The 20486-nt window shown below is 57.7% G+C and carries 23 protein-coding genes; 17 read left to right on the forward strand and 6 right to left on the reverse strand.

What is annotated here, in order from left to right; genetic code table 11:
* Nucleotides 1–23: 23 nt before the first annotated feature.
* From G392_RS13840 to dsbD, 3 genes are all read right to left on the reverse strand, one after another.
* Entirely contained in the window at nt 24–416 is a 393-nt protein-coding gene (locus tag G392_RS13840) for a hypothetical protein (protein WP_211224374.1), read from the reverse strand.
* 36 nt (nt 417–452) lie between these two features.
* Nucleotides 453–974, reverse strand: a complete 522-nt coding sequence (locus G392_RS12880) for a methylated-DNA--[protein]-cysteine S-methyltransferase (RefSeq protein WP_034335291.1) — start codon at nt 972–974, stop codon at nt 453–455.
* Between the two features lie 397 nt (nt 975–1371).
* A complete protein-coding gene (gene dsbD / locus G392_RS0110950) occupies nt 1372–3183 on the reverse strand; it encodes a protein-disulfide reductase DsbD (RefSeq protein ID WP_051255715.1) in 1812 nt (603 codons plus the stop codon).
* A gap of 274 nt (nt 3184–3457) precedes the next feature.
* On the opposite strand from dsbD, the gene rnc reads away from it, so the two are divergent.
* From rnc to G392_RS13845, 5 genes are all read left to right on the forward strand, one after another.
* Nucleotides 3458–4141, forward strand: a complete 684-nt coding sequence (gene rnc, locus G392_RS0110960) for a ribonuclease III (RefSeq protein ID WP_027010237.1) — start codon at nt 3458–3460, stop codon at nt 4139–4141.
* Nucleotides 4142–4187: 46 nt separating this feature from the next.
* Nucleotides 4188–5612, forward strand: coding sequence for a DUF389 domain-containing protein (locus tag G392_RS12885; protein WP_084165993.1), 1425 nt, complete (start codon nt 4188–4190; stop codon nt 5610–5612).
* Nucleotides 5605–6336 (forward strand): phosphatase PAP2 family protein, encoded by a 732-nt coding sequence (locus G392_RS0110970; protein WP_034335294.1) that lies wholly within the window; start codon nt 5605–5607, stop codon nt 6334–6336. Before G392_RS12885 ends, G392_RS0110970 begins: the two co-directional genes overlap by 8 nt.
* Nucleotides 6333–7226: a GTPase Era gene (era, locus tag G392_RS0110975; protein WP_034335297.1), complete on the forward strand. Its 894-nt coding sequence runs from the start codon at nt 6333–6335 to the stop codon at nt 7224–7226. Before G392_RS0110970 ends, era begins: the two co-directional genes overlap by 4 nt.
* 95 nt (nt 7227–7321) lie before the next feature.
* On the forward strand, nt 7322–7582 hold the full coding sequence (locus G392_RS13845; protein ID WP_156900934.1) for a hypothetical protein: 261 nt from the start codon (nt 7322–7324) through the stop codon (nt 7580–7582).
* A 47-nt stretch (nt 7583–7629) separates the two neighbouring features.
* Here G392_RS13845 and G392_RS13175 read toward each other — a convergent pair whose 3' ends face one another.
* A complete protein-coding gene (locus G392_RS13175; protein WP_051255717.1) occupies nt 7630–8439 on the reverse strand; it encodes a methylated-DNA--[protein]-cysteine S-methyltransferase in 810 nt (269 codons plus the stop codon).
* A gap of 196 nt (nt 8440–8635) precedes the next feature.
* Between G392_RS13175 and leuC the strand changes: the two genes are divergently transcribed.
* From leuC to G392_RS0111035, 9 genes are all read left to right on the forward strand, one after another.
* The gene (gene leuC / locus G392_RS0110995; RefSeq protein WP_027010241.1) at nt 8636–10045 is read left to right on the forward strand and encodes a 3-isopropylmalate dehydratase large subunit; all 1410 of its coding nucleotides are present in this window, start codon (nt 8636–8638) and stop codon (nt 10043–10045) included.
* A gap of 22 nt (nt 10046–10067) precedes the next feature.
* Nucleotides 10068–10655 carry a GNAT family N-acetyltransferase gene (locus G392_RS0111000; RefSeq protein WP_034335299.1) on the forward strand — a complete coding sequence of 196 codons (588 nt, stop codon included), beginning with the start codon at nt 10068–10070 and terminating at the stop codon, nt 10653–10655.
* A 103-nt stretch (nt 10656–10758) separates the two neighbouring features.
* Nucleotides 10759–11331 (forward strand): hypothetical protein, encoded by a 573-nt coding sequence (locus G392_RS0111005; protein ID WP_156900936.1) that lies wholly within the window; start codon nt 10759–10761, stop codon nt 11329–11331.
* A 30-nt stretch (nt 11332–11361) separates the two neighbouring features.
* Nucleotides 11362–11613: a hypothetical protein gene (locus G392_RS0111010; RefSeq protein ID WP_027010244.1), complete on the forward strand. Its 252-nt coding sequence runs from the start codon at nt 11362–11364 to the stop codon at nt 11611–11613.
* Nucleotides 11614–11930: 317 nt separating this feature from the next.
* Nucleotides 11931–12185 carry a hypothetical protein gene (locus tag G392_RS0111015; RefSeq protein WP_027010245.1) on the forward strand — a complete coding sequence of 85 codons (255 nt, stop codon included), beginning with the start codon at nt 11931–11933 and terminating at the stop codon, nt 12183–12185.
* A 25-nt stretch (nt 12186–12210) separates the two neighbouring features.
* Nucleotides 12211–12342 (forward strand): hypothetical protein, encoded by a 132-nt coding sequence (locus G392_RS14330; protein ID WP_281168345.1) that lies wholly within the window; start codon nt 12211–12213, stop codon nt 12340–12342.
* A gap of 67 nt (nt 12343–12409) precedes the next feature.
* Nucleotides 12410–13054 (forward strand): 3-isopropylmalate dehydratase small subunit, encoded by a 645-nt coding sequence (gene leuD, locus G392_RS0111025; RefSeq protein WP_027010246.1) that lies wholly within the window; start codon nt 12410–12412, stop codon nt 13052–13054.
* 88 nt (nt 13055–13142) lie between these two features.
* Entirely contained in the window at nt 13143–15329 is a 2187-nt protein-coding gene (locus tag G392_RS0111030) for a UvrD-helicase domain-containing protein (protein WP_027010247.1), read from the forward strand.
* Between the two features lie 2 nt (nt 15330–15331).
* The gene (locus G392_RS0111035) at nt 15332–15763 is read left to right on the forward strand and encodes a DciA family protein (protein WP_027010248.1); all 432 of its coding nucleotides are present in this window, start codon (nt 15332–15334) and stop codon (nt 15761–15763) included.
* A 299-nt stretch (nt 15764–16062) separates the two neighbouring features.
* Here the strand turns inward: G392_RS0111035 and azu are convergent, their stop codons facing one another.
* Together azu and recG are read right to left on the reverse strand one after the other, a co-directional pair.
* Nucleotides 16063–16587, reverse strand: coding sequence for an azurin (azu, locus tag G392_RS0111040; RefSeq protein WP_027010249.1), 525 nt, complete (start codon nt 16585–16587; stop codon nt 16063–16065).
* A gap of 292 nt (nt 16588–16879) precedes the next feature.
* On the reverse strand, nt 16880–18937 hold the full coding sequence (gene recG, locus G392_RS0111045) for an ATP-dependent DNA helicase RecG (RefSeq protein ID WP_034335303.1): 2058 nt from the start codon (nt 18935–18937) through the stop codon (nt 16880–16882).
* Nucleotides 18938–19011: 74 nt separating this feature from the next.
* Between recG and G392_RS0111050 the strand changes: the two genes are divergently transcribed.
* The 3 genes from G392_RS0111050 to G392_RS0111060 all read left to right on the forward strand — a co-directional run bounded on the left by G392_RS0111050 (nt 19012) and on the right by G392_RS0111060 (nt 20429).
* The gene (locus G392_RS0111050) at nt 19012–19416 is read left to right on the forward strand and encodes a YqaA family protein (RefSeq protein ID WP_027010251.1); all 405 of its coding nucleotides are present in this window, start codon (nt 19012–19014) and stop codon (nt 19414–19416) included.
* Nucleotides 19417–19522: 106 nt separating this feature from the next.
* Nucleotides 19523–19936, forward strand: coding sequence for a CopD family protein (locus G392_RS0111055; protein WP_027010252.1), 414 nt, complete (start codon nt 19523–19525; stop codon nt 19934–19936).
* Nucleotides 19937–19952: 16 nt separating this feature from the next.
* A complete protein-coding gene (locus G392_RS0111060; protein ID WP_027010253.1) occupies nt 19953–20429 on the forward strand; it encodes a CYTH domain-containing protein in 477 nt (158 codons plus the stop codon).
* The last annotated feature ends 57 nt before the right edge of the window (nt 20430–20486 follow it).

Here is a 20486-nt window from a genome sequence, read left to right on the forward strand (position 1 = left end):
CAGTCGGAAACTCCGCCCCATCATTAGGGCATATTGTCAAAAAACGCGATGCCGTCATGCCCGCGAATGCGGGAATCCACTGCCTGATGTTTGTGAAGCATTGTTTTATCAATGCTTTTTGAAACTTGTTTTGGATTCCCGCGTGCGCGGGCATGGCGGCGCGGTGTTTTTCGGTCAATTGACGACACGCGGGGCTGCGCCTGATGTGGGGCTTTGTGGTTTGGAACATCAAAAATACCCTGTTTTTCAACAGGGTATTTGCGTTTTAGGCAGTTTGTGTTTGCTGTGCTTTGTGGGAATGTGTTTGATGCTTTCCGCATCAGGGTGTGCCGTTTATCAACAGCCGTGATTGCCGCGCAGACAGGAATCCAAAACAAGTTGAAACAAACTTTGATGCCATATCGCCTGCCAAGCATCGGGCAGTGGCTTCGCATATTCACGGGTATGGTGGTTTAAAATTTGGATAATGATGCGCCGCGTTCCAGTGCCAATAATGCCTGTTTGCGCCACAAGCCGCCCGCGTAGCCCGTCAGTTTGCCGTTGCTGCCGATAACGCGGTGGCAGGGAATCAGCAGGGAAACGGGGTTGCGGCTGTTGGCGGCGGCAACGGCACGGACGGCGCGGGGTTTGTCCAGTGCGCGGGCTTGTTCGGCGTAGCTGCGCGTGTGTCCGTAGGGAATGTCGCACAACGCACGCCATGCCGCCCGTTGGAAGGGCGTGCCCGCAGGTGCGGTGGCGATGTCGCGGAAATGGCGGCGTTGTCCGGCAAAGTAAGCGTCCAATGCCTGTTGCAACACGGCAAAGCGGGCATCGCCGCGCCCGTCAAGCAGACGGTGCTGCCACGCGGCAAGGGCGGTGTGGCTGTGGCGGTCGTCATCAAAAGCGAGCAGACACAGCCCTTGCGGGGCATACACGGCGGTCATGCCGCCGAGCGGGGTGTGAAGACGGGCGGAAGCAAGCGGTGTTTCGTTCATCTTGTGCCTTTTTCTGTTTGAAGCCCCGCCGTTTGCGGCGGTAAAATGGTTTTTTATTCAGGCGGGGCGTAACGCCGTCCGAATCGGGGCAAGGCATGGGGCTGTGCTTGATGTGCAAACGGGTGGAATGGACTCAAAAACACGGCACTGTTATGCCCGCGCAGACGGGAATCCGAGTCGAAGCACGACAAACCTTGATACAACATCGTTTGCCGGTCATCGGGCGGTGGTGTGGTGTTAAGAAAATCGGTTTGGAGGTGCGGTGTTGCGCCCTAAATCTAGGGCGTGTCATCAATTAACCGAAAAACCTCTGCACCGTCATTCCCGCGCCGGCGGGAATCCACATCGAATGCCAAGCATCAGGTGTGGCTTCCCTCAAGCAGGGGAGGGAGCGAGATTATTGGGCAACACCCTGATACCACTTGATAAATTCATCGGGCGGCACAAATCCCAACACCGCATCGCTGCGGCTGCCGTCCGCTTTCAGCGCAAACAGTCCGGGCGGGCCGTACAAACCGTATTCCCGCAACAAAGCCTGATGCGCGGGCGTGTTGGCGGTTACGTCAATTTGAAACAGCCGCTCCATCGGTACGGCGGCGCGGACGGCGGCATGGCGGAAGGTTTTGGCCTCCATTTCCTTGCACGACACGCACCAATCGGCGTAAAAATCCAACAGCACCGGTCGGGACGGGTCGCTTTGCAACGCCTTGTCCATCGCCGCTTTCAGCGCGGCAGGGTCGGTGAAAGTATGCGCGTGGGCGGCATCGGCGGCGGGCGGCGGATACAAGGTCAAAAAGTCGTGCAAACGCGTGGTTTGCCGCGCCGCGCTTTGCCAGCCGAACCACAAACCGCCCATCGCCAACACCGCCGCCAGCAATGCCGAAGCCGCTTTCAGGCTGCCTGAAAACCCTTTCGCCCGCCACGCCAAATACAGCGCGGGCAACACCAACAGCGCGGCGTACAAAGCCGCCGTCAGCGCGTAGGGCAGGTAAGGCGTGGCAAGGTACACCGCCACCGCCAGCAACAACACCCCGAAACCGTATTTGATGCCGTTCATCCAATCGCCCGCGCGCGGCAGAATGTGTCCGCCGAACGTCCCCACCGCCATTAACGGCACGCCCGTTCCCAACGCCAGCGCGTACAAAGCCGCCCCGCCCAACAGCGCATCGCCCGTCTGCCCGATGTAGCCCAAGGCAAACGCCAACGGCGGCGCCACACACGGCCCGACAATCAAGGCCGACAACATCCCCATCACAAACACCGAAGCGATTTTTCCGCCCGACAACTTATTGCTTTGGTTTTGAAAATAACTTTGCACGGCGGCGGGAAGCTGGATTTGGAACACGCCGAACATGGACAATGCCAACACCACCATCAGCGCCGCCGCCGCCAACACCACCCAAGCCTGTTGCAGCCACACCGTCAGCAACGCCCCCGTCAGCCCCGCCAACACGCCGACCAAAGTGTAGGTCAAAGCCAAACCCTGCACATACACCAGCGACAACACGAAACCGCGCCGTTTGCCGCCGCTTTTGTCGCCCACGATGATGCCCGACACAATCGGCAAAAGCGGATACATGCACGCGGTAAAGCTCAAGCCCAAACCCGCCGCAAAAAACCAAAACAAATTCAGCCACAAAGTGTCCCGCGACAGCGCGAAACGGCTGCCCTTGCTTTGTTCGGCGGAAGCAGGCGCAACCGTTGCCGCAGCATCAGTTGCGCCGTTTGACTTTTTTAAAAACAAATCCTTCGGCTGCGCCGCTTCGGGCACGCGGTATTCGCCCGCGCCCTTGATGTCAAACTGCGTTTCCACCGGCGGATAGCACACGCCTACATCGGCGCAGCCCTGATAATGCAGGGTCAAGGTGTAATTTTGCGCGGCGGCGGGGTCGCGATATGCCCATTTGCCTTCGGCTTGGTGGTAATACACGGTTTGTTTGCCGAAAAATTCGTCTTCTTTTTCTTTGCCTTCGCTCATTTCGGGGTCGGCGAGCAGCTCGGCGGGCGCGGTTTCGGCGGTGATTTTGCTTTGGTAGAGATAATAGCCGTCCGCGATGTTAAACTCGGCGCGGATGCCGTTTTCATCGGCGTGAACGGTGGGGACAAACGCCTGTTCGGGCGGAAGCAGGTCGTTCGGATTGACTGCCGCGCCCGCAAACGCGCTGAAGCCCAGCAGCGTGGCGAGTAAAATTAAAATTTTGTTTTTCATGGATTTCCTTTCGGTTGTTGAACAAAAAATCGCACCGTCATTCCCGAGAATGCGGGAATCCGATTTTGATTTTCACAAAGCGGTGTTTCATTCCACTTGGATTCCCGCCTGCGCGGGAATGACGGCTGTGTGTTTTTTCGTCAAACGATGATGCGCCCGACTTTCAGGCTGCCTGAAAGCGGCACACAAAGGCGCAAATTATTCAGCAAAGCCGCCGCGCCGTCAAACCGCAAAAGCCCGTATAATTGCGCCTTTACCCGATTTCACAGAAACCATGCCCGCTTCCCTTGAGATTCTGCAACAGCGTTTGGGACACCGTTTCCGCCGCCGCGAGCTGTTGTTACGCGCACTCACCCACCGCAGTTTCGCCGCCGAACACAACGAGCGTTTGGAGTTTGTCGGCGACAGCATTTTGAATTACACCGTTGCCAAAATGCTGTTTGAAACCTTTCCCGATTTGCCCGAAGGACGTTTGTCGCCGCTCCGTGCCGCTTTGGTGCGCGAAAGCACGCTGGCGGACACGGCGCGGGAGTTGGATTTGGGCGCGGTGCTGCGTTTGGGCGCGGGCGAGCTGAAAAGCGGCGGACGGGAACGCCCGTCTATTTTGGCAGACGCGCTGGAAGCGGTGTTTGCCGCCGTGAGTTTGGACGCGGATTTTGCCGCCGCCGAAGCGGTGGTGCGCCGCCTGTTTGCCGACAAGGTGCGCCAAGCCGAGCGTTTGGCGGGCGGCAAAGACCCGAAAAGTGCCTTGCAGGAAAGGTTGCAGGCGCAAAAACTGCCGCCGCCCGCCTACCGCATCGAGCATCAGCAGGGCGCGGGACACGAAGCCTTGTTTGACGTGGCGTGCGATTTGGGCGCGTTGGGACGGGTGTTCCGCGCCCGCGCTTCCAGCCGCCGCGCGGCGGAGAAAGATTGTGCGGCACAGGCGTTGGCGTGGTTGGCGGCGCGGAAAAAATGACGGGCAGGCTGCCTGAAACCATCACATTTTATCAAAAGGAATTTTTATGAATAAAAATAACAACTTGCCCACCAACGAACCCGAATCCGCCGACAACAAAGCCGCCGCCGCTTTGAAAGACGTGTTCAGCCTGCACCACGACCAAGCCCACCCCGACAAAATCGATGCCGCCGTCCGCGCCAATGTGCGCGTGTCCGGCACGAATATGTGGGTGCTGATTTTTGCCATTGCCATCGCCAGCATCGGCTTGAACGTGAACAGCACCGCCGTGGTGATTGGTGCGATGCTGATTTCGCCCCTGATGGGTCCAATTGTCGGCATGGGCTACGGCGCGGCGGTGGGCGATGTCGCGCTTATCCGCATGGCATGGCGCAATATTGCCGTGTTTGTGGTCATCAGCCTGATTACCGCCACGCTGTATTTTCTGATTACGCCCCTGCAACAGGCGCAAAGCGAGCTGTTGGCGCGGACGCAGCCGACTTTGTGGGACGTGCTGATTGCCTTTTTCGGCGGCAGCGCGGGCATTGTCGCCGCCACCCGCAAGGAAGCGGGCAATGCCGTTCCCGGCGTGGCGATTGCCACCGCGCTGATGCCGCCTTTGTGTACGGCGGGCTACGCTTTGGCACACGGCAAATGGGATTATTTTTTCGGCGCGTTTTACCTGTTTTCCATCAATTGCGTGTTTATCGCCTTTGCCACGCTGATTTTTGTCAAACTGCTGAAGCTGCCGCGCCGTGGTTTGGTAACGGACGGCAAACGTTTGCTGCACCGTGTGGTGATTACCGCCGTGATTGCGGCGGTGATGGTGCCCAGCGCGTATTTGGCGGCGGGCTTGGTGCGTCAGGAGTTGTTCAACACCACCGCCAACCAAGTGGTACAAGAACTTCAGAAACAGGAAGGTTTTTATGTTTTGCGCAGCACGTTTGACCACCGCAAACAAACGGTCGGGCTGATTATCAACGGCACGGGCAACACCGAAAAAATCACCGCGCTGCTCACGCGCAAATTAAACGATGCGGGCGTGCGCGAACCACAGGTGCGGGTGTTGTATGCGGGCGGCAGCCACAGCTTGGAGCAGGCGAAAGCCGAATTGGAAAAAACCATTCGGGCGAATGCCGAGCGTTACAGCCAACCCCAAAACGATGCGGAAGCGGTGTTGGCGGCGGGGCAAGCGGTGCGCGAAACCGATTTGCTGGCGGAAATCCGCGTCCAGTTTCCCGAAGCCACTGGCGTGTTTGTCGGGCGCGGCGCGTTGTGGCAGACGGAAAACGCTGCCGAAGCGGCGGCTTCGCTGGCGGCAGTCAATACGGAAGCAGACGAAGGCTTGACCGTGTGGCTGCGCCTGTCCGAGCCTTTGAGCGAAAAAGAACAAAGCCGTTTGCGGGCGTGGCTGAAGCAGCGTAGCGGCAACCCCGATGTGCATGTTTTCCTGCAATACGCTGCCGAGCCGTCCGGTCAAAGTCATGAATAAATTAACAATTTTAACGGCTTATACGGTTTTGATGCTTGCCGTGCCGCTCGGCGTGTGGCTGGCGGGTTATGCGTGGCTGCCTGAAAACGTGTTGAATTTCAGCCCCGCCGTGCCGTATTTGTTGATTTTGACCGACACGGGTTCGCCGCCGTATGCGGTCGGCACGGCGGTGCTGCTGATGTTGTGGCTGGCGTATTTGCTGCGCGGGCGGGTGCATTGGCGCGTGGTGGTGCTGATGTGTCTGCTGTCTTTGGGCAGCACGCAACTGATTAAAAGCGTGATGAAACAGACTTTTCAAGAACCGCGCCCGTTTGTGGCGGCGTTGGCGGTTTCAGGCAGCCTGAACGCGCCCGCCGACTTTTACCGCTTGCCCGATGCCGAACAAAACGCGCTGGTGTCCGCGCAAGCCGCAGGCATCAACCCGCGCCTTGCCGCACACCAAGCCGGACACCACGATTATTCCTTCCCGTCCGGACACACCATTTTTGCCGTGTCGTGGCTGCTGCTGTTTGCCGGTTTCGGCTGCCGCGTCCGCGTGTGTGCGGCGGTGGCGGCGTGGGCGGCGGCGGTGCTGTTGAGCCGCGTGCTGCTCGGCATGCACTATCCCCTTGATTTGCTTGCCTCAACCCTGATTGCGGGCGCGGTACACGCGGGCTTGTTTGCCCGTGTGCTGCCGCGTTTGCAAAACCGTTTTCCCCTTTTAAATAAAGATTTGAAATCATGAATGAAATTGCTTACCGTTGCGGCTTTGTCGCCATTGTCGGACGACCGAATGTCGGCAAATCCACGCTGATGAACCACCTGATTGGACAAAAAATCAGCATCACCAGCAAAAAAGCGCAAACCACCCGCCACAAAATCACCGGCATCTACACCGACCCCGCCGCGCAACTGGTGTTTGTGGACACGCCGGGCTTCCAAACCAACCACCGCAACGCCTTGAACGACCGCCTCAATCTCAACGTTACCGAAGCGATGGGCGGCGTGGACGTAATTGTGTTTGTGGTGGAAGCCATGCGCTTTACCGATGCCGACCGCACCGTGTTGCGCCAACTGCCCGCGCACACGCCCGTGATGCTTGTCGTCAACAAAATTGACAAGGACAAAGCCAAAAATAAAGAAGCCTTACAAGCCTTTATTGACGAAGTGTCCGCCGCATCCGCCTTTGCGGGCGTGGAAACCGTCAGCGCGAAACACGGCCTGCGTATGGCGAACCTGATTGCCGCGCTCAAACCGATGCTGCCTGAAAGCGTGCCGCTTTATCCCGATGACATGGTTACCGACAAATCATCGCGTTTTCTGGCGATGGAAATCGTGCGCGAAAAACTGTTCCGCTATCTGGGCGAAGAACTGCCCTACGCGCTGAATGTGGAAGTGGAACAATTTAAAGAAGAAAACGGCATGTATGAGATTTATATCGCCGTGTTGGTAGACAAGGAAAACCAAAAACCCATCGTCATCGGCAAGGGTGGCGAAAAACTGAAAAAAATCTCCACCGAAGCGCGTTTGGACATGGAAAAACTGTTTGAACGGAAAGTGTTTTTGCGGGTGTGGGTGAAAGTGAAATCGGGCTGGGCGGATGATGTGCGCTTTTTGAACGAATTGGGCTTGTAAAACCGCAGGTCGTATCATCATTTGAATTTTTGTACTGAACATTCAGTGCAATATAAAAATCCGTCATTCCCGAGAATGCGGGAATCCACTGCACGATGTTTGGCAAGCGATGTTTTATCAACGCCTTTAAATTTGTTTTGGATTCCCGCCTGCGCGGGAATGACGGCGTTTTTTATGATTCGTTGATTTTCAATGTAAGAATTGAAATGATGACACGCCCCAAGTCAGAGCAACCCTCTTTCCTGCTGGCGGGGTTGGGCAAAAAACAAAAAGGCGAAACGCCGACGGAGGGAGTTGGCGGTGTCCGTTCGGCGTTTCTGGGTTCAGCCCTTCGGTGTTGGGCGGGAAAGGACTGAACTTGCGGCGCATTATAGTGGGATTGTGCGGGCTTGGCAAGCGGTTTTTAAGATTTTCGCCAACCCAAGCCGGTTGGTGGCGGCAACACGGCGTTTTCAAAGCCGTTTTCTGCGGCGGCGGGCGCAGATGTTGTTGCTTCGTGTTCGCGCAGGGCATCGGCAAAACTGCTGATGTGGTCGTAGCCGCTGACACGGTGGCAAGGCACGACAATGGCAATTTTGTTCTGCCCCGCCGCCGCCGCAATGTGCCGCGCCGCGTTGGGCTTGTCGGTTTGCGCCGCCAATTGCGCGTAGCTGCGCGTTTCGCCGTAGCCGATGGTGGTCATCAATTGCCACATTTGGCGTTGGGTGTCGTTGCCGATGAAATCCAAATCTGTGGAAAACGCACGCAAAGTGCCTTGAAAATACTGCGCCAATTCATCGCGCAAACGGGCGATGAGCGGGGTTTCGCGCCATGCGAACAGTGCCTGTTTTTCGCGCTGCACTGCCAAAAGCTCGCTTTCCACGCCTTTTTGCGCGACAAATTTCAGCAGACACAAGCCTTTTTCGCCGCACACCGCCAGCATTTCGCCAAAGGGCGAGTCCATCACCCCCACCGCCAGTTCGCCGCGATATTGCGAATGCGCTTGCGAACGCGACAGCAAAAAGGCAATGCGGCGCAAACGGATGTAGTCGTCCAAATCCATGCCCGTGTGTTGGCGGAATGCCTGTTTGAGCGCATCGGTGTCGGCGGCGGCAAGGTGGGCGTGTTCGGCGTAGGCAAGCGAGGGGTTGGCCTGACACGCGAGCCATCGGGCGTAGGGTTGCCAAGGCTCGGGCAACAGGCGGGCGGGGTCGGGGAGCTGGAGCAGGGACATGGGGGAGCAAAAATGCGAATCAAAAACCGTATTGTACGGTTTTTCGCGCTGCGATGGGCAGGATTTGTTCGGTGTGGTTGGTTTTGTACATATTGTCCAATAATCAAATCACCAATGGACGGTTGCATCATTTTTCTTGCCATGCTTGTCCAAAAAGTCTAAAATCCGCGCTTTCTTTTCACATTATCCCAAAAACATCATGGCACAAACCCTTTACGACAAACTTTGGAACAGCCACATCGTCCGCGAAGAAGAAGACGGCACCGTGCTGCTGTATATCGACCGTCATCTGGTTCACGAAGTAACCAGCCCGCAAGCCTTCGAGGGGCTGAAACTGGCGGGGCGCAAACTGTGGCGCATCGGCAGCATCGTGTCCACCGCCGACCACAACGTTCCCACCGGCGAGATTGAAGCGGGCATTCAAGACCCGATTGCCAAATTGCAGGTGGACACGCTGGACAGCAATATTAAGGAATTCGGTGCCTTGGCGTATTTTCCGTTTCAGGACGCGGGGCAGGGCATCGTGCATGTGATGGGGCCGGAACAGGGCGCGACTTTGCCCGGTATGACGGTGGTGTGCGGCGATTCGCACACGTCCACGCACGGCGCGTTCGGCGCGTTGGCGCACGGCATCGGCACTTCGGAAGTGGAACACACAATGGCCACGCAGTGCATTACCGCGAAAAAGTCCAAATCCATGCTGATTGAAGTTTCAGGCAGCCTGAAAAACGGCGTTACCGCCAAAGATTTGGCTTTGTACATCATCGGGCAAATCGGCACGGCGGGCGGCACGGGTTACGCCATCGAGTTCGGCGGCGAAGCGGTGCGCGGTTTGAGCATGGAAGGGCGCATGACTTTGTGCAATATGGCGATTGAAGCGGGGGCGCGTTCCGGCATGGTGGCGGTGGACCAAACCACGATTGATTATGTGCAAGGCCGTCCGTTTGCGCCCAAAGGCGAACATTGGGACAAGGCGGTGGCGTATTGGCGCACGCTGGTGTCGGACGAAGGGGCGCAGTTTGACAAGGTGTACCGTTTTGATGCGGCAAACATCGAGCCGCAGGTAACGTGGGGCACGTCGCCGGAAATGGTGGTGGACGTAAACGGCCGCGTGCCCGACCCTGCCGCCGAAAGCGACCCCGTCAAACGCGGCGGCATGGAACGCGCTTTGCAATACATGGGTTTGCAGGCAGGCACGCCTTTGAACGAAATTGCGGTGGACATTGTGTTTATCGGTTCTTGCACCAACAGCCGCATTGAAGATTTGCGCGAAGCGGCGGCGGTGGCGAAAGGGCGCAGCAAGGCGGCGAATGTGTCGCGGGTGTTGGTGGTGCCGGGGTCGGGCTTGGTGAAAGCGCAGGCGGAGCGCGAGGGCTTGGACAAAATCTTTTTGGACGCGGGCTTTGAATGGCGCGAACCGGGCTGCTCGATGTGTTTGGCGATGAACGCCGACCGTTTGGCACCGCAACAGCGTTGCGCGTCCACCTCCAACCGCAATTTTGAAGGGCGGCAGGGCAACGGCGGACGCACGCATTTGGTCAGCCCCGCGATGGCGGCGGCGGCGGCGGTAACGGGACGGTTTACCGATATCCGCGCTTTGAATTGATGGATTTTTAGGCAGCCTGAAAATGTTTGAACCAACAACTGTTTTACACGGTTTCCGCGTCCGCCTTGAGCCGCTTGCCGCCACGCACGAAGCGGGTTTGCGGACGGCTGCGGCAGACGGGGAACTGTGGCATTTGGTGTATGCCAGCGTGCCGGAGCCGCCCGATACTGCCGCCTACATCGCTCAAGCGCACGGCATGCCAGACAGCCTGCCTTTTGCCGTCATCGATGAAACAGACGGCAGTGTGTTGGGCAGCACCCGTTTTTACCACATCAACCGCTCCGCCCGCCGCGCGGAAATCGGTTACACATGGTATGCGGCACGCTGCCAACAGACACACGTCAATACCGTTTGCAAATATCTGATGTTGTCTTATGCCTTTGAAACAGCAGATTGTTTGACTGTGGGTTGGCGCACGGACGGCATCAATATCCGTTCGCAGGCTGCGATTGAACGTTTGGGCGCGAAAAAAGACGGCGTATTGCGCGGTTTCCAAGTGAGGCGGGACGGTTCCGTCCGCGACACAGTAATGTACAGCATGACGGCAAGCGAGTGGGCGGACGGGGCGAAAGCACGTTTGGCAGCAAAACTGCCGTTTCAGGCTGCCTGAAAGGAAAAACATGAAACAAAAACTCTTGATTTTACTGTGCATCAGCGCATTAAATGCTTGCGCTGCCACTCCGAATCCCATCGCATCCGAAAAGGAACCATCCATGAATACCCCCGACGCCTACATCGGACACGGCAAAACCCGGCCGGAACCTCCTGCGCCCCTGCCCGAGCCGAGCGGCCCGATTCCCGTCATCAGTCCGCAAGAACTGATGACACGTTTTTTGCATTTTGCCGACAGCAGCACGTTTGCACAGCTTACGCCCGAATATTTGGCGCAGATGTTCGGCGTACCGGTTGCACGTTTTTTTTACGAAGAAAGCGGCAATTACGGCTTTATTCTGCCTGCGGCGGGGCAATGGTTCCAAATGGTTAAAGTGGTGAATGACGGGCGCAGGGTTATGTTTGCGTTTATTTTGGACCACGCGGATAAAACCGTTCGTCCCGAATTGGTGCCGGTGTGCGGAATGAGTTTGGACGATTTTGCCGATGCTGCCGAAGCGCGGGGGTTTCACGTACAGGCGGTTGCCGATAAGGGGGTGGTATTGCGGGGCGCAACAATGCGCAAAAGCGGTCGTATGATTGAGATTTCTTCCTCTGCGGCTCACGCACCCGATGAAAAGCGCGGCATCGGTAAGGCATGCATTGAGATGATGACCGTAAGCTTTGCCAAATAAGCAGTAATACGATTGAACGGGTAATGTAAGATGAACACGAATTTGTCTGAAGCATCGTTGGCGGTGCTGGAACAATACCGCAGATTGCCGGGCGTGCAAGCGCAGCACCACCGCAATTTGTTGCAAGCCATTCAAGCTTCCCCCTTATTGGTGGAAAAGTTTAATTCGGCGGTGGCGGAAAACAAATTGAAAGGCATTTTTGTATTGCCGGAAAATTCTTTTGCCGGAGGCTTGTTTGACCCGGAAAATCAAGCCATCGGTTTAGGGCGTGTCATCAACTGACCGAAAAATCTCTGCACCGTCATTCCCGCGAATGCGGGAATCCAAGTCAAAGCACGACAAGCCTTGATAAAACATCATTTGCCAAGCATCGGGCAGTGGCTTCCCGCATTCGCGGGAATGACGGTAGTGTTTATATTCCGTTGATTTTCAATGAAAGAATTTAAATGATGACACGCCCTAAGGTTGTCGCGTTTGATGAAATTGCCGCCGCAAAATTAGCAAACTGCTTCAGGAAATGACCCGTTAAGCCAAGTAGTCCGCTATAATCGGGCGCGTGCGTTCTGCACACCGTTTTCAATATTTACAAGGAATTTGATATGAAAAAAACATTCGCATTATGCCTGTTGGCATTCGGTTTGGCTGCCTGTAGCGGCACGTGGAAAGGCATGAAGTCCGACACTTCGCGCAATCTGGACAAAACCGAAGCCGCCGTGGAAAAAGGCTGGGACAAAACCAAAGAAGCCGGTGAAAAAGTGGCGGACAAAACCGAAGGCGTGCTGAAAAAAGGCGCGGAAACAGTCGGCAAAGGCGTGCGCAAAACCGGCGAAGCCATTGAAAAACTGGGTCAGTAAACCCGCATTTCAAAAGGATAAAACCATGAAAAAACTGATGCTTGCCACATTGTTGGGCTTGGGCTTGGCGGCGTGTGCCGACACCCGCAGCCATGTCAGCGATGACGGCAAAACATGGGAAACCGTGCGTTATCCCGAACAGAAAAACCAACAATAAAACCCGCGCGGCTGCCTGAAAACGTGTTTCGCTTTTTCAGGCAGCCGCGAAACAAAAAAGGAACGCCATGAAAGCCTTTACCACGCTCACCGCCATCGTTGCCCCGCTTGACCGCAGCAATGTGGACACCGATGCCATTATTCCAAAACAGTTTCTCAAATCCATCAAACGTTCCGGCTTCGGCCCCAACGCCTTTGACGAATGGCGTTACCTCGACCACGGCGAGCCGGGCATGGACAACAGCAAGCGTCCGCTCAACCCCGATTTTTCGCTCAATCAGCCGCGTTATCAGGGCGCACAGATTTTGCTGACGCGCAAAAATTTCGGCTGCGGCTCTTCGCGCGAACACGCGCCTTGGGCGCTGGACGATTACGGTTTCCGCGCCGTGATTGCGCCGAGTTTTGCCGATATTTTTTTCAATAACTGCTATAAAAACGGGCTGTTGCCGATTGTGTTGTCGGAAGAGGCGGTGGATTGGCTGTTCCAACAAACCGAAGCGAACGAGGGCTACCGTTTGACGGTGGATTTGCCCGCGCAAACCGTGTCCGCGCCCTGCGGCAGAAGTTTTGCCTTTGAGATTACCGAGCACCGCAAACACTGCCTGCTCAACGGCTTGGACGAAATCGGGCTGACGCTGGCGCACGCGGACGATATCCGCGCCTTCGAAGCCCGCCGCAAGGCGGAGCAGCCTTGGCTGTTTGCCGAATCCTGATTCGGGGACGCATCTGCTGATGCGCCCGAATCGTTGTTAAATTTTTTCCGATGCGGGACGGCGTGCTGCCGCGCCCGCTTTTGTGCCGATGTTTGAAGAAGATTTTGCCCAAACGCCGTTGTTGTCGGGGTTGAACCCCGAGCAGTTGGCTGCCGTAACCTATCCTGCCGAGCCTTTGTTGATTTTGGCGGGGGCGGGAAGCGGCAAAACCCGTGTGCTGACCACCCGCATCGCGTGGCTGCTGCACACCGCGCAGGCGCAGCCGCACAATGTGTTGGCGGTAACGTTTACCAATAAGGCGGCAAAGGAAATGCGTACGCGCTTGGGGGCGATGGTCAGCCATTCGCTGCGGCGTATGTGGTTGGGGACGTTTCACGGTTTGTGCCACCGTTTTTTGCGCATACACCACCGCGAAGCGGATTTGCCGCCGTCTTTTCAGGTGTTGGACAGTGCCGACCAGCTTGCTTTAATCAAGCGTTTGCTCAAACAGGCGGGCATCAGCGAAGAAGCCGTTGTGCCGCGCGTGTTGCAGGGCTTTATCAACGCGCAAAAGGAAAACGGCTTGCGCGCTGCCGATTTGGACGCGCCCGACCCGCACACCAAGCGTTTGATTGCGTGTTATGCCGATTATGAGCAGACCTGCCGGCGCGAAGGCACGGCGGATTTTGCCGAGTTGTTGTTACGCGCTTACGAGGTGTTGAACGCCCGCCCCGAATTGCTGGCACATTACCAAAGCCGCTTCACCCACATTTTGGTGGACGAGTTTCAAGACACCAACGCGCTGCAATACCGTTGGCTGACTTTGCTGGCGGGCGGCGGGGCGGCGTTGTGCGCGGTGGGCGACGACGACCAGAGCATTTACCGTTTTCGCGGGGCGCGGGTGGGCAATATGGCGGATTTGATGACGGCGTTCGGCATTGACGCGCCGGTGAAGCTGGAGCAGAACTACCGTTCGGCGGGGAATATTCTGGCTGCCGCCAATGCCGTGATTGCCCGCAACCGCAAGCGTTTGGGCAAAAACCTGCGTACCGGTGCGGGCGCGGGCGAGCCAATCCGCTTTTATTCGGCGGCGGACGATGCGGCGGAAGCGCGTTTTATCGCGGGGGAAATCCAAGCCCTGCGGCAAGAAGGGCTGCCGCTTGCCCACATGGCGGTGCTGTACCGCAGCAACGCGCAATCGCGCATTTTGGAGCAAACCCTGTTTGCCGAACGCATTCCCTACCGCATTTACGGCGGTTTGCGCTTTTACGAACGCGCCGAAATCAAACACGCATTGGCGTATTTGCGTTTGGCGGTGCACCGCGATGACGACCATGCCTTGCTGCGGATTATCAACATGCCCCCGCGCGGCATCGGCGCACGGACGGTGGAGCAGATTCAGCAGCAGGCGCAGTCGGCGGGCGTGTCCCTGTTTGCGGCGGCGGTGCAGTTGGCGGGCGCATCGGCGAAAATCGCGGCATTCGTGCGCCTGATACACGATTTGCACGAACGGGCGCAGGTGGCGGATTTGGCGGAGCTGACGGCATACACCGTTGCCGCAAGCGGCTTGCACGATTATTTTGCCAAACAGAAAATCCCCGCAGAACGCGAGCGCACCGAAAACTTGGACGAATTGGTGAACGCGGCGCGTTTTTTCCGCCCCGAAGAAGCGGCGGGCTGGGACGGCGTGTCCGCAGACACGGCGGGTGTGGCGGCGGTGGCGGCGTTTTTGGGGCATGCCGCATTGGAAGCGGGCGACAATCAGGCAGACGGCGGACAAGACGCGGTGCAACTGATGACCGTCCACGCCGCCAAAGGCTTGGAATTTGATGCCGTGTTTGTGAGCGGATTGGAAGAAGGGCGTTTTCCGGGTGAACAAAGCTTGGGTGATGCCGAAGCAATCGAAGAAGAACGGCGCTTGATGTATGTCGCGCTCACGCGGGCGAAACGGCGGCTGTATTTGAGCATGGCGCAACAGCGCATGCTGCACGGCATGACGCGCACGGGCGTGCCGTCCCGCTTTGTCGGCGAAATTCCCGAAAACCTGCTGCATTTTCTGTCGCCCAAACCGGCGCGGCGCGGTGCGGGGCATTTCGACCGTTTCGGTGCGGCACAAACGGCGGCGGCGGGGGGGGGATTTTATGCGGGCTTGCGGGTGCGCCATACCAAATTCGGCAAGGGCGTGGTGCTGGCGGCGCGTGAAGCGGGCGGCAGCGTGCGCGTCAAAGTCAATTTCGGCAGCGCGGGCATCAAAGAATTGGACACGGCATTTGCCCGTTTGGAAATGGAGGACTGACGGTGCAGTTTGACCATTTGAGCCGAAAACATCCGCGTTTGCAGGGCTTGTTGGCGCAGTCGGCGCATTTCCGCCGTTTGGACACGGAAGTGAAAAAGCTGCTGCCCGCAAATCTGGCGGCGCATTGCCGTGTTGTCCGCGTGGACGAACAGGGGCAACTGGTGCTGTTCGCATCGGGCAACATGGCGGCGGGGCGCTTGCGGATGATTCTGCCCGCGCTGCTGCCGCGCTTGCAGAATTTGGATGAAACCATTACCGGCGTGGTGTGCAAAGTGATGCCGCCGAACGAGCCGCCGCGCCCGCCCAAAACCCTGTTTATTCCCGAGCAGGCATTGGCGCGTTTTGACGAAACCGCCGAACGGCTGGCGCACCATCAGGGGCTGGCGCAGGCATTGCGCGATTTGGTACGCAACCACCGCAATCAGGCGGATTAGGGCGCGTTATCAATTGACTGAAAAAACGCCGCGCCGTCATTCCCGCGCAGGTGTAGCTTGGGTTGGCGTACAGCACAAACCCAACAAAATCCATAAATTTTCGGAAAAATATTGGGTTTTCACTTCGTTTCAACCCAAGCTACGCTTGCTGCCGCATTGAAAATTCTTGCAAGGTGTCCGACCTTGCAAGGATTGTTGCTTGCAAAACCGCTTCGCAAAGCAACTGATGACATGCCCGAAAACAACGCCGCAAACAGGTTTGTGCTGTTTGCGGCGCATCATCGGTCAGACGGCATGCCTTAATCGACCAAAACCACCTTGCCGTTCATGCTGGCGGAATGTCCGGGAAAGGTGCAGAAAAACACATAGTCTTCGCCCTTTGCCAGCTTGCTCACATTCAGCACCAATGTGTCTTCCTCGCCGCCGCCGAGCAGCTTGGTTGCGCCAATCACGCGCCCGTCGCCCGCTTTCAGATAATCGTTGTCGGCACCGGCAGCCGTGCCGTCCGCGCCCACCCCGTCTTTATCCGCCGCTTTGGTGATGACCAGATTGTGTCCCATTGCCGCTTTGGGCTGTTTGCCCGCGTTTTTCAAAGTGATGGCAAAATCTTTGCAGCTTGATTTGACTTGAATTTCTTTGGTGTCGAATTTCATCGAATCATCGCTGCTGACGGTGAAGACGCACTCGGCGGGAACATGGACGGCGGTGCTTGGGGCAGACGCGGCGGGCGGTGCGGCGGGGTTTTCGGCGGGTTTGGCGGGCTCTTCGCCGCCACAGGCAGCCAGCATCAAGGCGGCAGCCAACAGACTGATATGCGTTTTCATCAAAATTCCTTTTCGGTTTCAAACTGTGCCGTTGCCGGCGGAACAAAGCCCCTAAGGCGTGTCATCATTTAAATGTTCCTACTGAAAATCCGTGCAATATTAAAAATACGGCGTCATTCCCGTTTGTGCGGCAAGAACGGTGTTTTTGTATTGTGCTGATTTTCAGCAAAAAATTTAAATGATGACACGCCCCGGTCGGGCAGAACGGAGCGCAATGTTTTGCATCGCGCTGACGGGATAAATTTTAGCAGGATTTTGTTAATTTGTGTAAATACTTAAGCAATCGCGGTGTTTAAGTTTGCAAATAGGCTTCGCGGCTGCCCAGCCAACGCGCCAAATGCGCGGCAACGGCTTCGGGGTGGCGGGCGAGCAGTTCGCAAGCGGCTTGGCGGGCGGCTTCGAGCAGGTGCAAATCGCTGTCCAAATCGGCAAAACGCAGCATCGGCGCACCGCTTTGCCGTGCGCCCAAAAATTCGCCCGGCCCGCGTATCTGCAAATCTTGACGGGCAATTTCAAAACCGTCCGTGTGTTGGTAAATCACTTTCAAACGTGCTTTGGCAACTTCGCCCAAAGGCTCGGCAAACAACAGCACGCAGGTGCTGTGCGCTGCGCCGCGCCCCACGCGCCCGCGCAGTTGGTGCAGTTGCGACAAGCCCATGCGCTCGGCGTGTTCAATCACCATCAGCGCGGCATTGGGCACGTCCACGCCCACTTCAATCACGGTGGTCGCCACCAAAACATCGGTTTTCCCCGCCGCAAACGCCGCCATCACCGCCGCTTTTTCCGCCGCTTTCATGCGCCCGTGTATCAGGGCGATGTTTAATGCGGGCAATGCGGCTTGCAAACGGGCGTGGGTTTCGGTGGCGGTTTGCAGTTGCAGGGCTTCGCTTTCCTCAATCAGGGGGCAGACCCAATATGCCTGCCGTCCGTGTTGGCAGGCGTGCAGCACCATGCCTTCCACTTCGCTGCGGCGCCGGCAGTTCACCAGCTTGGTGCGTACGGGCGTGCGGCCGGGCGGCAGTTCGTCAATCACGGACACGTCCAAATCCGCCAAAAAGCTCATTGCCAAGGTGCGCGGAATGGGGGTGGCGGACATCATCAGTTGGTGCACGTTGTCGCCCTTGTCGTTCAGCGACAGGCGTTGTGCCACGCCGAAACGGTGTTGTTCGTCCACAATCGCCAAGCCCAAGTCGCAAAAAACCATGTCGTTTTGAAACAGGGCGTGCGTGCCGACCGCCACGCGGATGCTGCCGTCTGCCAAGCCCGCTTTGGCGGCGTCTTTGGCTTTTTTGCGGGTGCGCCCCGACAGCAGCACGGTGTTGATGCCCAAAGGCGCAAACCAACGGTGGAATTTGTGGTAGTGCTGTTCGGCAAGGATTTCGGTGGGCGCCATCACCGCCACTTGCACGGTGTCGCCCGCTTCCAGTGCCGTCAGTGCCGCCAGTGCCGCGACAACGGTTTTGCCACTGCCGACATCGCCCTGAAGCAGTCGCCGCATCGGACGCGCCTGTGCCAAATCGTTGCGGATTTCGGCGCACACGCGCTGTTGGGCGGGGGTGAGCGCGAAGGGCAGTGCCGCCGCAAAGGGCTTGCCGAACGCGCCGTTGCCGTGCAAGGGGCGGGCGCGGGACTGTTCGCGGGCGTGCCGTGCCAAGCGCATGGACAGTTGTTGTGCCAGCAGTTCGTCAAATTTCAAACGTTGGCGCGGGGGAAATGCGGGGTCGGTCAGCAGGTGCGGGGCGGTGTCGGGGGCGGGACGGTGCAGCCGCTCCAGCGTTTGCCGCAGGGGGGGGAGCTTGAGTTGTGCCAACAGGGCTTCGGGCAGCACTTCGCCGTCGTCGATGCGGGCGCGGGCGGCGGCAATCACGCGGCGCAGGGTCGGCTGCGCCAGCCCCGCCACAGTGGGATAAACGGGGGTGAGCGATTCGGCGAGCGGGGCATCGGTATCGGTGCGGATTTTCGGGTGAATCATTTCCGCACCGAAAAAACCGTGTTTGATTTCGCCGATGGCGCGCACCGTTTGCCCCGCCGCCAATTGGCGGACAAGGTTGGGATAAAAATGCAAAAAGCGCAGATTGATTTCGCCGCCGCTTGCGTCCCGAATGCGGGCGAGCAACTGCTTGCGCGGTTGGAACAGGATTTCGCAGTGCGCCACCGTGCCTTGCACTTGGCAGGGCGTGTTGAAGGGCGCATCGGCGATGGCGGTGATGCGGGTTTCGTCCTCATAGCGCAAGGGCAGGTGCAGCGCTGCGTCCCACACGGTGTGCAGATGCAGTTTTTCCAGCTTTTTGGCAAGGGCTTCGCCGACATCGGGCAGGTCGCGGACGGAAACGGGGGCAGAAGCGGGCATCGGAAATCCTTTTCGGGCGAATCGTGCGTTTTTACTATATCATATGCGCCTTTTGTCCGTGCGGAAACGGAAAAATGGAATTGACCACCGCTTTGGGGGCGTTGTTTGTGTCGGCGTTTGCATCGGCAACGGTGCTGCCCGGCACATCGGAAGCGGCGTTGGCGGGGCTGCTGCACCATTACCCGCACGCAAGGCTGTGGGCGTGGCTGGCGGCAGGCACGGGCAACACGCTCGGTTCGCTGGTGTCGTATGCGATGGGGCGGATGCTGCCCGAACGCATCGCCGCCGTTCCCGACACGGTGCGGGCGCGTTTGGCGCGCTGGGGCAAATGGTCGCTGCTGCTGGCGTGGCTGCCGGTGTTGGGCGATGCCCTGCCTTTGGCGGCGGGGTGCTTGCGCTGGCGGGTGCTGCCGTGCGCCTTGCTGTTGGCAGTGGGGAAATTTGCCCGCTACGCGCCGGTGGTTTGGCTGCTGGCTTAGGGTGCGTCATTATTTAAATTTTTCTCATGAAAATCAGAAAAATATAGAAATGCCGTCATGCCCGCGCAACGCCGAATCCGCTTCCAATCAAACGAAAGGTAGAAAAATGTATTTGTGGCTCAAAGCCCTGCATCTGTTTTTTTTGGTGTCTTGGTTTGCCGGACTGTTTTACCTGCCGCGCATCTTCGTCAATCTGGCGATGGCAGCGCAGCCCGATGAACGCGCCCGACTGTTGCTGATGGCGCAAAAATTGTTTAAATTCATGACGCCTTGGGGCGTGGGGGCATTGCTGTGCGGGCTGGCGATGCCTTTGGTGTCGGGCGCGTGGGCGGGCTGGCTGCACGGCAAAATCACTTTGGGCGTGCTGCTGGCGGGTTACCACATTTGGTGCGGACGTTTGCTGCGCGGCTTTGCGGCGGGGACGAACCGCCGTTCGCACAGATGGTTTCGCATATTCAACGAATTGCCCGTATTCATACTGATGGCTGCCGTGTATTTGGCAGTATTCAAACCGTTTTGACGCAGGAACACCCATCATGCCGAATCTGGAAATTGAAAGACGGTTTTTATTGGCAAACGACGACTGGCGCACCGCAGCAGGTGCGTCGCAGCGTTTGGAACAAGGCTATTTGAGCGTGGACAAGGAACGCACCGTGCGGGTACGCATTGTCGGCGCACAGGCGTGGCTGACCCTGAAAGGCTATGTGTCCGACATCAGCCGCAGCGAATTCGAATACCCCATTCCCCCTGCCGATGCGCGGCACATCATGCGTACCATGTGTCCTTTCGTGTTGGTGAAGCACCGTTACCGCGTGCCCTACGAAGGCTCGGTGTACGAAATCGACGAATTTTTCGGCGACAACGCCCCTTTGGTGGTGGCGGAGCTGGAGCTGCCCGCCGAAGACGCACCGTTTGCGCGACCTGCGTGGCTGGGGCGCGAAATCACTTCGGACGGGCGTTTTACCAATGCCTATTTGAGCCGCCACCCCTACGGCACTTGGGCGGCGAAATAATCCAAGCGCGGATTTTTTTGTTAGAATCGCGCCTTTGCGATGATGGCGTGGAACTGC

Source organism: Conchiformibius kuhniae DSM 17694, assembly GCF_000428785.1.
Taxonomy (GTDB): Bacteria; Pseudomonadota; Gammaproteobacteria; order Burkholderiales; family Neisseriaceae; genus Conchiformibius; species Conchiformibius kuhniae.